General features: G+C 60.4%; 24 protein-coding genes and 2 pseudogenes. 16 read left to right on the forward strand and 10 right to left on the reverse strand.

The window, feature by feature from the left end; all coding sequences use genetic code 11:
- Window positions 1-280 (forward strand): annotated as a pseudogene (locus G442_RS25625) (TetR/AcrR family transcriptional regulator); the annotation flags it as partial.
- 151 nt (window positions 281-431) lie between these two features.
- Here the strand turns inward: G442_RS25625 and G442_RS0117110 are convergent.
- Complete coding sequence (locus G442_RS0117110) at window positions 432-896, reverse strand: hypothetical protein (RefSeq protein ID WP_146882674.1); 465 nt, start codon at window positions 894-896, stop codon at window positions 432-434.
- A gap of 135 nt (window positions 897-1,031) precedes the next feature.
- Here G442_RS0117110 and G442_RS0117115 point away from each other — a divergent pair, with 135 nt between their 5' ends.
- From G442_RS0117115 to G442_RS0117125, 3 genes are read left to right on the forward strand one after another with little or no spacing between them, the layout of a single operon-like run.
- Window positions 1,032-1,646 carry a hypothetical protein gene (locus G442_RS0117115; protein WP_026398962.1) on the forward strand — a complete coding sequence of 205 codons (615 nt, stop codon included), beginning with the start codon at window positions 1,032-1,034 and terminating at the stop codon, window positions 1,644-1,646.
- Window positions 1,647-1,663: 17 nt separating this feature from the next.
- A complete protein-coding gene (locus G442_RS24100) occupies window positions 1,664-2,026 on the forward strand; it encodes a hypothetical protein (RefSeq protein WP_051292485.1) in 363 nt (120 codons plus the stop codon).
- Between the two features lie 43 nt (window positions 2,027-2,069).
- Window positions 2,070-2,708, forward strand: coding sequence for a hypothetical protein (locus tag G442_RS0117125; protein WP_026398963.1), 639 nt, complete (start codon window positions 2,070-2,072; stop codon window positions 2,706-2,708).
- Here G442_RS0117125 and G442_RS24105 read toward each other — a convergent pair.
- Window positions 2,660-3,265: a nuclease-related domain-containing protein gene (locus G442_RS24105; RefSeq protein ID WP_051292486.1), complete on the reverse strand. Its 606-nt coding sequence runs from the start codon at window positions 3,263-3,265 to the stop codon at window positions 2,660-2,662. The two genes, G442_RS0117125 and G442_RS24105, sit on opposite strands and share 49 nt — an antisense overlap.
- Before the next feature lie 54 nt (window positions 3,266-3,319).
- On the opposite strand from G442_RS24105, the gene G442_RS26285 reads away from it, so the two are divergent.
- From G442_RS26285 to G442_RS26295, 3 genes are read left to right on the forward strand one after another with little or no spacing between them, the layout of a single operon-like run.
- On the forward strand, window positions 3,320-3,931 hold the full coding sequence (locus tag G442_RS26285; protein WP_246789518.1) for a hypothetical protein: 612 nt from the start codon (window positions 3,320-3,322) through the stop codon (window positions 3,929-3,931).
- Entirely contained in the window at window positions 3,928-4,152 is a 225-nt protein-coding gene (locus tag G442_RS26290) for a hypothetical protein (protein ID WP_246789519.1), read from the forward strand. The genes G442_RS26285 and G442_RS26290 overlap by 4 nt, the downstream gene beginning before the upstream one ends.
- A gap of 45 nt (window positions 4,153-4,197) precedes the next feature.
- A complete protein-coding gene (locus tag G442_RS26295) occupies window positions 4,198-4,338 on the forward strand; it encodes a hypothetical protein (protein WP_246789520.1) in 141 nt (46 codons plus the stop codon).
- Here G442_RS26295 and G442_RS26300 read toward each other — a convergent pair.
- From G442_RS26300 to G442_RS25335, 3 genes and pseudogenes are all read right to left on the reverse strand, one after another.
- Window positions 4,285-4,734, reverse strand: a pseudogene (locus G442_RS26300) (Fic/DOC family protein); the annotation flags it as partial. The gene G442_RS26295 and the pseudogene G442_RS26300 overlap by 54 nt on opposite strands.
- Before the next feature lie 11 nt (window positions 4,735-4,745).
- The gene (locus G442_RS0117145; protein WP_026398965.1) at window positions 4,746-4,955 is read right to left on the reverse strand and encodes an antitoxin VbhA family protein; all 210 of its coding nucleotides are present in this window, start codon (window positions 4,953-4,955) and stop codon (window positions 4,746-4,748) included.
- Between the two features lie 239 nt (window positions 4,956-5,194).
- A complete protein-coding gene (locus G442_RS25335) occupies window positions 5,195-5,533 on the reverse strand; it encodes a hypothetical protein (RefSeq protein WP_146882671.1) in 339 nt (112 codons plus the stop codon).
- A 213-nt stretch (window positions 5,534-5,746) separates the two neighbouring features.
- Between G442_RS25335 and G442_RS0117155 the strand changes: the two genes are divergently transcribed.
- Together G442_RS0117155 and G442_RS0117160 are read left to right on the forward strand one after the other, a co-directional pair.
- Window positions 5,747-6,289 carry a hypothetical protein gene (locus G442_RS0117155; protein WP_026398967.1) on the forward strand — a complete coding sequence of 181 codons (543 nt, stop codon included), beginning with the start codon at window positions 5,747-5,749 and terminating at the stop codon, window positions 6,287-6,289.
- Window positions 6,289-6,993 carry a hypothetical protein gene (locus tag G442_RS0117160; protein WP_026398968.1) on the forward strand — a complete coding sequence of 235 codons (705 nt, stop codon included), beginning with the start codon at window positions 6,289-6,291 and terminating at the stop codon, window positions 6,991-6,993. The genes G442_RS0117155 and G442_RS0117160 overlap by 1 nt, the downstream gene beginning before the upstream one ends.
- On the opposite strand, the gene G442_RS0117165 is transcribed toward G442_RS0117160, so the two are convergent.
- The 5 genes from G442_RS0117165 to G442_RS0117185 all read right to left on the reverse strand — a co-directional run bounded on the left by G442_RS0117165 (window position 6,970) and on the right by G442_RS0117185 (window position 9,916).
- Window positions 6,970-7,158 (reverse strand): hypothetical protein, encoded by a 189-nt coding sequence (locus G442_RS0117165; RefSeq protein ID WP_211229168.1) that lies wholly within the window; start codon window positions 7,156-7,158, stop codon window positions 6,970-6,972. The genes G442_RS0117160 and G442_RS0117165 overlap by 24 nt on opposite strands.
- 126 nt (window positions 7,159-7,284) lie before the next feature.
- A complete protein-coding gene (locus G442_RS0117170; protein ID WP_026398970.1) occupies window positions 7,285-7,503 on the reverse strand; it encodes a hypothetical protein in 219 nt (72 codons plus the stop codon).
- A gap of 108 nt (window positions 7,504-7,611) precedes the next feature.
- Window positions 7,612-7,791, reverse strand: a complete 180-nt coding sequence (locus G442_RS0117175) for a hypothetical protein (RefSeq protein WP_026398971.1) — start codon at window positions 7,789-7,791, stop codon at window positions 7,612-7,614.
- Entirely contained in the window at window positions 7,788-8,030 is a 243-nt protein-coding gene (locus G442_RS0117180; RefSeq protein WP_026398972.1) for a hypothetical protein, read from the reverse strand. The genes G442_RS0117175 and G442_RS0117180 overlap by 4 nt, the downstream gene beginning before the upstream one ends.
- A gap of 500 nt (window positions 8,031-8,530) precedes the next feature.
- Window positions 8,531-9,916 carry an IS1380 family transposase gene (locus tag G442_RS0117185; protein WP_026398973.1) on the reverse strand — a complete coding sequence of 462 codons (1,386 nt, stop codon included), beginning with the start codon at window positions 9,914-9,916 and terminating at the stop codon, window positions 8,531-8,533.
- A 236-nt stretch (window positions 9,917-10,152) separates the two neighbouring features.
- Here G442_RS0117185 and G442_RS25340 point away from each other — a divergent pair, with 236 nt between their 5' ends.
- From G442_RS25340 to ssb, 7 genes are all read left to right on the forward strand, one after another.
- On the forward strand, window positions 10,153-10,320 hold the full coding sequence (locus G442_RS25340) for a hypothetical protein (protein ID WP_154660406.1): 168 nt from the start codon (window positions 10,153-10,155) through the stop codon (window positions 10,318-10,320).
- Window positions 10,321-10,889: 569 nt separating this feature from the next.
- Complete coding sequence (locus tag G442_RS0117195; RefSeq protein WP_026398974.1) at window positions 10,890-11,576, forward strand: hypothetical protein; 687 nt, start codon at window positions 10,890-10,892, stop codon at window positions 11,574-11,576.
- Between the two features lie 282 nt (window positions 11,577-11,858).
- Window positions 11,859-12,128: a hypothetical protein gene (locus G442_RS23090; protein WP_035376857.1), complete on the forward strand. Its 270-nt coding sequence runs from the start codon at window positions 11,859-11,861 to the stop codon at window positions 12,126-12,128.
- Between the two features lie 89 nt (window positions 12,129-12,217).
- Window positions 12,218-12,490 carry a BrnT family toxin gene (locus G442_RS0117210; RefSeq protein ID WP_026398976.1) on the forward strand — a complete coding sequence of 91 codons (273 nt, stop codon included), beginning with the start codon at window positions 12,218-12,220 and terminating at the stop codon, window positions 12,488-12,490.
- Window positions 12,459-12,737, forward strand: coding sequence for a helix-turn-helix domain-containing protein (locus G442_RS0117215; RefSeq protein WP_026398977.1), 279 nt, complete (start codon window positions 12,459-12,461; stop codon window positions 12,735-12,737). Before G442_RS0117210 ends, G442_RS0117215 begins: the two co-directional genes overlap by 32 nt.
- Window positions 12,738-12,746: 9 nt before the next feature.
- Complete coding sequence (locus G442_RS25345) at window positions 12,747-12,944, forward strand: hypothetical protein (RefSeq protein WP_146882618.1); 198 nt, start codon at window positions 12,747-12,749, stop codon at window positions 12,942-12,944.
- A 523-nt stretch (window positions 12,945-13,467) separates the two neighbouring features.
- Window positions 13,468-13,938 (forward strand): single-stranded DNA-binding protein, encoded by a 471-nt coding sequence (gene ssb, locus G442_RS0117220; protein WP_026398978.1) that lies wholly within the window; start codon window positions 13,468-13,470, stop codon window positions 13,936-13,938.
- Window positions 13,939-13,953 lie beyond the last annotated feature (15 nt).

The raw sequence follows: 13,953 nt of genomic DNA on the forward strand, positions 1-13,953 counted from the left end.
CCGGGCGCTCGAATTCGGTCCGGGCATTCTGCAATCGCCGCATTATCGCTGGATGCTTGGGGTGACCGCGAGGTTCATCGAGGAAGGGACGGGCTCGCCGCCGGAGGGTGCGGCCCTCTATAACGCCCACGCTCTTCTGGCAGCCCTGCATATCGACCTAATTGAGGACATGCTCGCAAACGGGCTGTCGCTGGACACGATCAGGGAAGCCCAGACCAAGCGCGCCTACATGGCAATGAACATTACAGAATCTGACTATAAAATACTCGTACGCACGTGATCGATCATGTCTGCTTTGTGGAGCGCAGAGCGATCGTCTCAACGTCCGAAAGGTAGGCGACTACCGCCTGTCTTGCACATCGTAGAAAAGACAACCAGCCCAGGGGGAGGGCTACCGGACGCCGCGAAGCAGCACATCATGCCGATGTCCTTCATTGAGTGTTTCCAAAGAACGCAGCCTTGCGTTTCTTCTCCGCCTGCCCGGCCCAGATCTGGCGTCCGAGCCACCGTGCGCCTCGATACAACAGATAAGAGATCAGCAGGAATGTAACCAACCCGCCCCACGCGGCCGCCATCGTGAAGGCGAACATGATCCGATGGGCCTGTTCCGGATGCAACGCCATCTCACACAGATCAAACTGGGCGCGGGTCTGCACGGATCCCGGAGCGGAAGGCGCGGACGCCATAGTCGCGCCCGGCGCTGCGGGAGGCAACCAGACGCGGCAGGCCTTTGTCATGGCTTCTGTCCTGTCCATCAACTCCTGTGGAGGTGGGGTGTTTGGCGGCCTCTCGAGCGCCACGGGCGCAGGCGAGGGATCGGCCTGAGCGAGTGTCGGGGCCGCGCTCGCGAGAACAAGGGCGAGCGGGAGAAAAATGGATCGAAGGCGATAGTTCATGGTGTTCGTCCTTTCGAACGAACCGTGAGCCTCCATCATGCGACGGGATTGTCTTTTTCGTGAATCACTCAGGCGTGTCTTTTTCGTCTCATCATGCGCGCGGACGATGGCCGCTCACAGCAAGGAGACAGAACCGTGATAACGCACAGGGCCACTCTGGCGGAGAGCGTCCAGCCCCGGGATGATCCAGGGATCAGTGGCGAGCATCTGATGCTCGAGGAAGCGTCCACTACCAACGCGACCTTTCGCGTCCCGGAATGTCCCGAGACCAGAGCCCGCTACCGACAGGTTGCGCAGGACGGGGAGGGACCGGTGCCCCATCCACGGTTCCGCGACGGGTGGCGTCTGCATGTCGACATTCTGGGCGAGCGGCGACGCATCGTGGACGGCAGCGTGTTCTTCCGCCTCTTTCGCGGCGAGGACCAGATCACGCGGCCGTTTCTGCTGGGGATGATGACGTGGGAGGAGGATATGAGGCTCGGCGCCCTTGTCACGGCTGCAATGCTGGGCTCTCTGGCCTACGAGCAGGGAAAGGTCGATCCGACGGACAGTCCTGGAGAAATTCACAAGACCGGCCTTCTGCCGCAGCTCATCACGCTGATGTCCAACACGCCCCATGGACTGCGCCCGGACGAAGCGCCCTATCTCAGGGAACTGCTCCATGAAATTGCCGCCTGCCTGATGCAGGAGGTCAAGAGACGAGCCGGAGAGGTTGCGCCGCCGCCGCCTGCCGTCAAGTTCTGCCTTTGATACAGGAGATATGCCTCGTGCTACCGTTCACACGTTTTCCGCCCGCTCTCGGGGTGACCGCCGCTCTGGCGTTCTCCCAACCTGCTCTCGCGACCGGGATTAACAGCGGCGTCAGCCAGTTCGGTCCCGCCGTCACGCCCCACGCCGTACCAACCCGCTACGCGCAACAAGATCTCTCGCTCGAACAGCTGCTGAACGCCGGTTACGAGATACGCTCCAGCGCCAGCAGTGAAAGCGGCGCGGCGCTAATTCTTTTCCGGCCGGCGCACATGGACAGACCCGTATCGTGGATACGCTGCGAACTGCTCGGCGACCGGAACGGCGAGGTCATGCTTCACGCCAGTCACGCCGTGACGTCGGATTGTCGCGTCCTGAACTGACCGCGTCGCGCCTCACATAACGAAACCAGATCCAAGGTATATCATGCCCAGCAACAAGAAATCCGCACCCGACAAAACTGCCGCGCCGAAGACGACGCCGCCCGTGGATCCGGCGCGCCGACGCTACACGGAAGAAGAGATGGACGAACTGATCGAGAAGGCCTGGCCGGATGAGCGCGTGGCGGCCTTTGAGCGTGCGGAGAATGATCGCAGCGCCCCGATCGTCGTCGTCCGCGATTTCGCGCAGATGCGGCCCCAGACGGCTCGCCTCGCCCAGGTGCTCGATCAGGTGTTTCCGAACCAGTTCAAGGGCGTCGAGCGGGGCGAATGGCCGCCTCTTTGCGCCGATGACGGGATGATCGACGTGATTCACCTGGGCAGGCACTGGATCGTGCAGCTTGGATATGATGGTTACGAGCCGTCGAAGCTGGACTTCGTGAACGCGGCCCGTGATGGCGCAGACCTCGACGAGGCCTACGAACTCGATTGCGGCGGCTACAGCGACAAGGGATTTGATTCCTACGCAGCGCCTTTCCCATTGACGGATACGGATCGCGCGGAGCTGATGGAGTATCTCCAGCGCAACTTCGATCGTCCGGCCAGGAAGGTGGTTCTCGACCCCGAAGAGGATCGCTACGCCAAAAAAGGCGATCGGGTTGTCCCGCTGCGCAAGCCTTCCTGAGCGAGCGCGGTTTCTGACAGGCGCGTCCAGGCGCGCCGTATCCGTTCCGCGACGGGCTGGTTGCGTAGAGCGTCCAGCTCCCGCCTGAGCGTCTCGCTTGTGAACACAGCCCCCGCGATCTCCGGCGCGATCTCCGGATTTCCCGTTAGCACGACCCTGCTCAGAACCTGGATGTCGGGATCAATGTGCCGGATGACCGCATACACGGCCTCGCAGTGGCCGGCGTTCTGGCGCACAGGGCTGTAAACCTGCCCTGTCCACCCGCCAGGCAGAGACTGTTTCCAAAAATCATCCCGCGGATCTCCGGAAAGCCTTCCGCGCAGGCGTTTGGTCTCGATCACCATGATCCCGGCCGGGACCATGACGACGTGATCGATCTGCGTCGCCGTGCCCTGGCGGGTTGGCAGAACGAGATCGTGTCCGCAGGCGAGATCTGAATCAGCGAGGATCGCACGCACCTCGCTTTCGCCCTTCTGCCCCTGAATATCTGCCTTGAGCGCCCGCAACAGGGCGTGTTCTCGCGCCGTAAGCGACGAAGCGCGGAAACGTCTCACCATGCTTCAGTCCGCCTGCGCGGGGGCTGGTTGGGTGCGCGCCTCACGCTTCCGTCTATGAGCCGCCATCTGGCGGGCGCGGACGAGTTCGCGGTTGCGGGCGTAGTAGCGCTGGTGCTTCGTCCGGGGGTCGCCTTTCGTCCGAGGAAAGCGCCTCGACTTGTGTGGCGAGCCGTTCTCCGCGATCACGATATCCTGCGCCTGATCAGGCAGGATGTGCGTGTCGTCGCTTTCAGGCGTGACGGCGAGTGGGGCGTGTTTGTTCCCGGGCATACGGTCCTCCTTATCCGTTCGCCCGAGAGTCTGGCGATCGTATGCGACGAAACAGGGATTATTCGCCTGGTGATCGGTCAGCCTCCCGGAGACGGTCGACGAGATCGAGGAGGGCGCGGCAATGGATCAGTTTCCGGCGCCGTGTCTTTGCCGCCACGGGGGCTGACGCTTCGTTCGAACCATTCAGTCGAGGCTGAACCCGAATGGGGTGGGGACGCGGGTGTTAACGCGGACGCCAGGCGGCTGAAGCCTTCGGCCTGGGGCTTTCGGGAAAGCAGGGGAGTTCCGTCTGGCGGCGGGCCGGGAAAGTCCGATGTAACGGTCAGGGAGGCGGTGTCTCCTACTGTCAGGTTGCGTGACGATACGTCGTGCCCGGGCACGACGATCATGCCATGAGTGGTATCTACGCAACCGCTTCGGGCAGTTACTGCAGCAAGCTTCCCGGACACTGTTTCTCCTGGACGCGCTGTACGGATGCTCAGGGACAGCGGCTCTACTCCCTGTTGCCGAAGATGGGCGAAGATTTCCGCCAGCGCCGTGCTGCGGGCGGGATCGACCGCATCTTCCAGAAGGTGCCGCATGGCCTTGCCGGCAGGGTCAGCTATGCCCGCGATTGATGCCTCTATCATCCGCGGCCTGGTGATGACGGAGAAGCGGACTTCGTGTCGGTAACGTCGCCCGAGTTCGGATATGAAGGCTTCCTGAGCGCGCCCGTTCCCCTCTCGGAACGGATGGACGTAATTCAGTTCGTTCAGGACCTGGCCGGCGACGGCGGCAAACCGTTTGACCGTCGCATTGTGTAGTGTGTCGGGATTACGGATTGGCCTGAAGGCTTCGGTCAGACCCATTTCCAGGCGGGACCCCGGGAGGAAGGTGGTCTCGCCCTTTCTCAGGAAACCAATGGGTTCCACCGGTCTGCCGTCAACGACAGGGCGTTCGTTTCGGGTATGACCCGCCCATTCATATATGTCACTGAAGAGATGCCTGTGAATGGCCTTGAGGTGGTCGGCGTCAAAGTTTCCGACCGGCCCGGCCCCTGATCGCAATTCGATCTGGCGTTGCCGACTGCTCCGGTATTCGGCTTGGGACAGCCTTGAATGACTTCGCAGACCGAGGCGGTTTCGCAACACGTCAACTTGGTCGGGGTCATTGGATGTGTTGGGGTAGGTATAACCGTGCTGGGCGGCGCCGCTTGTCATCCGGCCGCCTGTCAGTCGCCTTTTCGAATGGAGGCTCGCATTTCGCTACCCAGTTCACTAAGGGTCATCAGCCCCGCGACATAACGATCCGTTGCCTCTTCCAGAACAGGATCGTGTACGTAACCCTGACGATAGTCGGATGCTCTGGCTTCTTCTGCTGCGCGACGGCGACGCTCGGACTCTTCTGCGCTGATCGGGCGGGCGATAACGGTCTGTTCCATAAGGCGTCCCCCTTTTTATGGATTTATTATATAGCGCATTTCTCTCGTTATATCAATATTTTACTATGAAATTCGTCAAGAGTCGGCGGATGTTCAGCGTTTTCCGGCCGGAAAACGCTGAACGGTGACGGAAAAGCTTTCAGTTCCCTGGCGAGGGTGGGCGCGGCCGTGTCGAGGAGGTTTGGTCAGGCGTCCCTTTGCGCGCAGAAGGGCTGGCGATGGAAAGGTCCGGACACTGCCTAGAATTGGAGTGACGCCCTCCTGTGCCGAATGAGACGCCAGAGCCGCTCCCCGGCCCGGGCGATGATCAGTCCAGACAGGGCGAAAATCGCCGCGGCGCCAACCAGCCCCAGAATTCCAAGCCACAGGAAAAGCGTGTCGGTCGCGTGCGGATGCAGAACTGCACTGCACACGTTGACGGCTTGTACGGTGCTCTCGGGTTCAAGAACCGGGGTCGGGAGCGGTTGCCCCTTCACAACGTGCGGCATGGTGGTTGGAAGCCATGCCTGGCAGGCCGCGCCAAGCTCGTGCAGTGGTCCGGTGATCGATGGCGGGGGCGGCGGGGCAGGTTGGCTCACGGGATCTTCCTCGGGTTGAGAACAGCCCCGAGAAGAGAAGATCAGGATGCGACGAAAAACACGAAACTGAAAAATGAGGACTGAAGGAGAAAAACCCGGGTCACAGGCCATCGCGTCGCCGCAATGGTTCGCCCCTGCGGGGCCGCGCTCCGCGCGCCATTGCCCCGCCGCGATGTCTGTGACCGCCGCATGGTGTCCAACAGGAGAAAATCCATGCATCCCCACCCGATCTCTCTTGAGCCGGTCTTCCGTGGTCGACTGAGCGACCTGCCACAGGAGATCGCCAGAGGCCGTCCAGGCGCGCGGCTGGTCTCGGTCTCCGTCGCGCCGTTCGATTGCGTCGACGACGTGCGGACCCGGCTCCTTGATGACATCGTGCGGGAGTTCGATCACCGCCGCTGGATGGAGGACAGTTTCTCCGCGTGGCGCGCGGTTCTGCAACCCGCCGTAGAACTGGCCTATCCCGGACCCGCATCGGATCAGGCGCAGCCCGACGCCCCACAGCCGCCGCTTGACGCCCAGCCGTGGCGGCTTGCCGACGATCAGGACACCTACGGCGAACGCGCCGCGTGGTGGATCGTCGTCGACGGTTCCCTCGATCGCGAGCTGAGCGACGCCTTCCCCACTGCCGCTCTGGCGCAAGCCTGCGCTGATCGGCTCAACAGGGAGGATCCCAACGCCGAATGGTATCGACACTGGTTTCTCGCCAGCCCGGAGACTTCCGTTCTCTCGCCGCTCGCCCCGGAGACATTGTGATGGCGAACTGGAGCGCCAATCACTACGAAATTTCCGGCTCGGCGAAGGACATCGCGCGCGCGGCCGCGTATCTCGGACTGATGGCCGAGATCGACGAAGCAGGCCGTCTCGCCTTCGTCGTGAACGGCCGATGGGATGCAACCGAATATGGCGTCGGCGACGATCTGGCCGCCCGCTTCCCGGCGCTGTCGATCACATGCGCCTATGCGCCAGAGGAAGCGAACTTCCAGATTCATGAGCTGGTGGCGTGGGAGCGGGGGAGGCGGCTTTTTACCGCCGATTTCGCTTCCGACTGGGAAGGCATGGTGCTGGACCTCACCGCTCCCCATTGCGATTGCACCGTCCGGCTTCTCCGTTCCACTCCGGCCAGTGCGATGGCGTGCCGCCATTTCGGGATGCGCCAGCAAAATCAGGCCCTCCTCGCTCGAGGCGCACAGGCGTCACGCTGGTTCGTCGTCGAACGCCATGATGATCAGACGGTCGCCTTCCGCCTGCCCACTTCGGGTGAATCAGCGGGCGAGGCGGTCATCGTCGACCATGAGGCGCATGTCGCCCGTCTATACAGCGGCGTGGATCCGTGGGGACTCTATCGTGACGTTCAGGGTGTGAGCGGGGACGGGTTTCTCGCGTTGCTCACTGGCCTGGCCGCAGAGGTTTCCAGCGAGGTTCAGGATGAAAAATCACTCGCCCTCATCACCATATAGACCATAATACATCAGGCCCCCCATAGATATGATGTGAAACCCCACCAGTCCCGCAAATATCGGCCACCACTGATAGCCAATCACTCCGATTTTCATCAGGATTCCGATGACTATTGCGCCAATCATCGTAGTAATCGCAGCGATGATCTGCTTGGTTTTTAGCATCATTTCATATCCATAAAAGGCTCAGGGCTCGCCGATCTGAAAACGTCCCCCGAAGCGCCGGTTCGTCTTTCTCGCGACTTTCGCTGCATCTCAGGATGGCCCCAACGCAGCGCCTCATCGTGTGCGCTAATGACTCATCACGCACGCGCCGCAGGGGACCGTCTGCGACATCGCGCTCAGCACCCCAAAACCTTCCACAACAAAGCCCGGTATCACCAGAACCGAGCACGCCACAAGCCACTGCCGACGATCACTAAACAGCAATCCCGTGATCACGAAGGCGCCCACAAGATAGGCCAGAAACCATAAACCAGGACCCGTGGCGCCGGGGTCTTCATAAAACATCGCTCATGTCTCCAGCTCGTTATGCTTCACCTTCAGCAAGCATGATGCGACGGAAAACCCCATGGCGTGGCAAAATGTCGGAGACGGCGGCTCCCGCTGCGCCGGCCCCTACAGCGACGTCAGAAATAACGCCGCGACAAACATACCGATCGACCACACCAGGGAATCATTACCCAACGTCAGCGTGAACATCACAGCGATCAGAACAAACGCCCCAGTCAACGCAACAGCCTGCGCATAGCCGCCCCCCCGCCTCTCTTCCTCCCCGTGCCCGCCATCGCCCTTCATGCCGCCTCCTTCTTTGGTTTGTTGCACGCCTCGCAAGGAACGCCCTGCAGGACATGCGTCTTGTTCCGCCGTTCGAGCCAGTCGCTCGTCCAGCCGCATCTCTTGCAGGTAAACAGCGCGACGCAACTGTTTCCCGCCGCGTAAATGCACCCATGGTCCCCAACGTCCACCATGTGCGCGATACGCCCTCGCCGAACTCGTGGCTTCCGGTATCCAAACAGATCGTCCTGTCGCGCCATCTCGCGTCCCTCTCCCTTCAAGGGCCTGAATATATCGTCTCTACCCGGACACACAGGCTACAGGAGTCTTCTCGCCGTCCGTCTTGCGACCAAAAACCAAAAAATACTCCGGGCGCCCCTGCGGGCGCCCGTGGTTCAACGCTCTTTGGGATCCTGATCCTCAGCCTGTAGCTCACGGTGACGCCGGGAGAGGGTGATTTTCAGGCTCTCCAATGCATCACACACCGGGCACGAAACAGGCTGCGCGCGAGACGGAGCCCGCCACTGGCGTTTCCCGTATCCGCCGTCTCCTTCGGCAAGCATCGTTGTGTTCGACGCGGATTTCTCACACTTGGGTTAATTTCAGGTTATTTTGTAGAATTCAGTTATCCCACAGGAGCGCGATCTGGAATATTGACGATATTCTGCTTCTGGCGGCGGGTTCTGAACGCAGTGAGGGTGTCACGGCCTGAGAAGGCAGTGTTGGTGGAAGCTATGTGGTCTGTGCGCTGTCTGTTTCGTCAGGACGCCTGGCAAAGTCTTCGCAATCGTGCATGAGCAAGAGCGAATTCATGCTGGCAGGGAAACATGTCCGGCATGGACAGGACAATCCGACGGACACTGACCTTTACGATTGTCGCAATTTTGAGCAGCCGCGCGCGGATTGTGCCACAGGTTTCTTTCTCCAGACTGGTCTGGCCGAGGGCCAGTCTTTGCAGAGCGGTCAGCAGGACATAGGCTGCGGCCGAGAACCACAGCCGAAGCTGGTTGGCCCGGATGGTGTGGGACGATGTTCTGTCGGAGAACAGATCCATCTGGCATTCCTTGATGCGGTTTTCCATATCCCCGCGTGCGCAGTAAATCTGTTCGTAGAGATGGCGGGGGGCTGACGTTCCCTGCGGCAGAGTGGTGACGACAAAGCGATGATAGCGGTTGCCGTGGCGCCATTCGGCCCTGGCCACCACCCGCCTGCGGCGCGTCCAGCTGTCCTTTGTGATCCAGTCAAAGGAGGCGAAACCGCGCGCCGCTCTGCCTGTCGTGGCGGCTTCGTCACGAACCTCTGCGGACAAAGAGGCAATCCGGTCATACAGGCGCGTGTTGCCCGCAAGCCCGAACAGGAAGTCAACGCGGTTGTCTTCGCACCATGTCATCAGACTGTCCCGGGCGAAACCGCTGTCCCCACGCACCAGGATACGCACCCGGGGCCAGCGGCTCCTGATCTGCTCCACGATCCGGCGGATGTCTGCCAGTGCTTCCTTCCCCGGGTCCCTGTCTGCCGTGCGCAGGCTGGCGCTGAGGAGATGATCCCCGCAAAAGATGTATAGCGGCAGATAGCAGTTATGGCCGTAATACCCATGAAAGGCCCGGCCTTCCTGATGGCCATGGATACGGTCATCGGTGGCATCCACATCCAGAACGATGCGGGCGGGTGCGCGCTCATGCTGGTCCAGGAAGAGCGTGACGAACAGGGTAGCCAGTGCCTCATGATCAGCAATGATGCGGCAGTAACGGTCTGCCTTGTGGCCACTGCGCTCCAGCCGGTTCAGTGTGGATTTTCCGGCCAGTGCCGCACAGTTGGCCCGGCCTCCAGACAGACGGCCAGACGCCAGGCCAAAGATCAGATCATGACGCAGGGCATCATGATCGTTCAGGTCTTCGTAACCCAGAGCCAGCCCCATGATCCTCTGACGGACAAGGTCTTCAACCCGGTATTCCACAAAGGAAGGATGCCGCTCATCGCGAAAACATGCAGCAAAACGGCGACTGAACCCCAGACTATCATCGACCTGCTTTAGCAGGATGACACCGCCATCCGAACTCATGCGCCCCCCGTCAAAACGGGCCACAACACGCCGTCCACAGGAGACTGGAAACTCATACGCGCCTGCGCTACACTCTGTCTGCATCGGGTTCGTTTATTGATTACGAAAAATTCTTTTGTGAAAAACTGACTTTTCCATAATCTAACCCGATGTACAACCCTTCTGTGAGATTTCCGCGTCGACGGATGCCGCCAGCTTCCCGAAAGGACAGCAACCCGGCAGGCCGGGTTCTCCACTGCGTTGCGACCCTGCGGGTGCAATCCTTTCCGCAAGCCGGCCTTCGGCAGCCGTCACAACGACGCTCACCGAAGGAGACTACCATGACGCTTCCGAAAAACGCCCGCAACCTGCTCAACCGTCTCGCGCGCACCCTGTTCCGCACCCTCAGGAAACTCCACCTCGAGAGCCTGAAAATCACCCTCTCCCTCCCCGCGTTCTTCAAGATCGAAATTACCATCGCCGAGGATCAGGATCCCAAAAAGCCCTGAAACACAAAGGGCCACCCTCGCGGGTGGCCCTTTCGCCATCAAGGTTTACCCAAATCGGCCACGTGCGTTTTCGGTACCGGTTGACCCGTGTGGGGGTGACATGCCCGGTTCAGTGTTTCGACGGTGTGTTTGGTGACATTCACGGTCCGCCATGCTCCTGACACCCTATCTCACGGGCGTCTCCCGGCATGGCCGGGACCGGGCTCTATTCCGCCCTGCGGGCTCCACCGAACCCCCTGCGGGGTTTCGGCCCATGCGGGTCACGATCCCTGACGCAACGGTTTCGGGACGTTGCCCCGGGCTCCCCGCTGTTCTTTCCGTATTGTGTAATGACTTCTCTGTTCGTCACTAATTAACGGGCATGCGGAAAAGAAAGTCGAAGTATATTGTTAAATCAACTTATATTATTTGCTTAATTGTAGTTATTTTCTTGGTTTTTCTCTTGCGCGGCAGGGCGGAACGTACTATCTTTTACTTGTGAGAGGGAAATAACTCCCAATTACAAAAACGCCCCGCCCGGTGCTCGAACACCAAAACGGGGCTGACGCTGACAGAAAGGAACGAGCTCAATGTCAAACGCTGCCACTGCTATCGCTCAAGCCCACACCGTCGCGCAAGAGAAGAAATCCAGCAAGGCCAAAGCCGACGCAGGCAAGGCCCGCGCCCGTTCCTTCCAGCAGGCCGTCGACCGCAAGAACGCCGCGCCGATCGCAACCATCGAAGCCGCAAAGGCCCTGATCCCTACCGCCGCTCAGATCGCCGCCATCGCGCGCGCCTTCGCCATCGACGAGGCCGACACAGACGAACTCTTCGGAGCCGGGTTCAATTCCGCCATGGACGAAATCAAGGTCATGGAGTCCGTCCTCGTATCAACCGTGCAGGGCGAAAAGAACTTCCGCGCCCTCGAAATGCACATGCAGCGCATCGTCGGATCGCGCGTCGCGTCCGCCTTCGGTCAGGCCCAGTTCTACGAAACACGGCGGCAGGCCGCACGTGAACTGTCTTCCGGCTTCGCTAACGATGACCGTGACGAAGACCGCATGGGCGTCGACGGTCAGGCCAACCGAGCCGCAGCCGCCCGCGAATTCGCAGCCCAGCTCGGCATGAAAGCCTATGCCCTCGTCTGCCTCGCAGAAGGCTCCGCAAAGGCTTACGCCGAATATTTCGGCTCCGAGTGGAAGCCCTACACCCGCGCCAACAGCCGCGCCCTTGACCGTCAGGTGGCCGACGCTCAGGCCGACGCGCTCGGCTTCTAACCCTCGCGCGGGTCGCTCAGGCGGCCCGCCCCCAAACCCCACAGCGGAGCCAGACACATGGACTCGCCCGCATACCGCAACGGATCGCACGCCGCATATCTGGAATTGCACGCGTCCGAAAATCCCTACGACCCGCGAACTCAGTTTCACGATCACCACGAATGGGAACGCGGGCGACAGCAATACACCCCGCCCGGCGAAACATCCCGCAGATTCCCGCCCCATCCCGTCAGCCATAAAAGCTGAATCGCTCGCGTCGCAAAATCTCAGGAGTACAAAACCATGCGCGCTTATTGCTTTCGATCTGGCCACATCGAGTTCGGCTCTACCAACCCGGAAGGCACGCTTCCAATCGGAAGAAGCCGCAGCGAAAAAAAGCTTCGCGAGATCGTGGAGGTCAACGCGCGCCGCGCCTATGACGGCAAGACGCTGCTCGTTCCCGGAATCCCCGAAGCAGACACCGAAGAGGCGGCCCTTGCCGCATGGCGCAGATTTCGCGACCTCGTGGAAATGCGCCTCGATGGTCGCAGCGGATGGCCCGCGCAGGCATGATCCGTTCGGCGGCCCACATAAACACACGGAATACGGAATTCCCGTAATTTTCCCTTTACTTTGAATACGGGAATCCAGTATAGTTTCTCATGGAAAGCAGGTTCGACCCCGCGAAAGACGCAGCCAACCAGCAAAAGCACAAGCTGTCTCTGGCGTTCGGCGACCGTATCTTCGAAGACGAAAACCACCTGATTCTTCCCACCATCCGCGCCGAGGATGAAGAAGATCGTTACAAGGCGGTAGGTATCGTGGATGAGAAACTGTTTACCGGCGTTTTCGTATGGCGCGACGACTTGCCTCGTTTCATTTCCGTGAGAAGGAGTAACAACGGTGAAGAAAGAGCATATCATTCTGCCTGCTGATCCGACAGACGCCGAAGATCGCACGGTTTCCATCGAAGGCATGGAGCGCGGCCAGCGCGCGCGACTTATCCGCAAGACCCGCACCGCTCTGGGCCTGTCGCAGGCCGAGTTCGCCAGCCGTTTCCGGGTCCCTGTCGGCACCTTGCGCGACTGGGAGCAGGCGCGGGCAACCGCCCCGGATTTCGCTGTCGCCTATGTTCGGGTCATAGGACAGCATCCCGATATGGTGGCTCAGGCAGTGGCCTGACGGCGTGTCATGACGAAACTGGCCGCGCTCAAACAAAAGTTAATGGAAAATCCCGACGTTAGAAGGGAATACGAACAGGCCGATGCAGATTGCGCCCGCATCGAAGGCATGATCCGCCCGCAGCCCCCAGCGCCTCCCGGTGATGCTGTGCGCCAGGCCCGTAGCCGGGCCTGGTCAAGCTGGGCCTGCTACGCAGGCAAACCGTAATCGGCCGAGGCTGCGCCTCGGCGGCTTCTCCTTCCGCCACCGCTCCACTCGCCCGGATGTCGTTCACCACGCAACTGGTGAGCCATGCCCCGCCTTTTTCTCTCTCCGGACTGCGTCTCCTGTCTCGCTTCCTTCCGGCCAATCTTCTCCCCAAGCCCTAGCGCCAGAGTCCGGGGCGCCCCTGCGGGGTTCGCTCGCTCAGCCTCACCAGGCGGCAAGCCGCCAGGTTCGGTCGAGCCCCCTGCGGGGTCTCGCCACTTCCGTGCTTAGGCTCGCCGCCATCCCTTCATATCGTGTGAATATCATCGCGTGTGTAAGTAAATAATGGGCATACGGAAAGAAAAGTGTTTTCTATTCTTGGGATAAATCGCAAAATACCATGATTTATTTCGGGTTTTCTGCATTTTGTGCTTGCGTCGGTTGGGGGTTCGTACTACTCTTTACTTGTGGACGGGAAGACCGGACACAGAAACTGCCAGTAAAGCCGGTAACTAATACATAATAGCTGTGAAGGAATAGTGTTATGGCTGGATCTGTTAACAAGGTCATCCTCGTCGGCAACCTCGGCAAAGACCCCGAAGTCCGCACAAACCAGCAGGGTCAGAAGATCGTCACCTTCCGCCTGGCGACCAGCGACACCTGGAACGACCGTCAGTCAGGCGAGCGTCAGGAGCGCACCGAATGGCACCGGATCGTCATCTTCAACGAGCGTAGCGCAGATGTCGCAGAACGCTTCCTTCGCAAGGGACGTAAGGTCTACATCGAAGGCAAGTTGCAGACCCGCAAATGGACCGGTCAGGACGGCAAGGACAATTACACCACCGAAATCGTGCTTCCCCGGTTCGGCGGCGAGCTGACCATCCTCGATACCCGCCACAACGAGGAAGACGGGCAGGGCGGCTCACCCTCGCGTGGCAACACAGGCTCATCGAACAGCGGCGGGTGGGACGAACCGGGCGGTCGTTCCGATCTCGATGACGAAATCCCTTTCTGAGTGCGCGGAATTTAA

The organism is Acetobacter nitrogenifigens DSM 23921 = NBRC 105050, from assembly GCF_000429165.1.
GTDB lineage: Bacteria > Pseudomonadota > Alphaproteobacteria > Acetobacterales > Acetobacteraceae > Acetobacter > Acetobacter nitrogenifigens.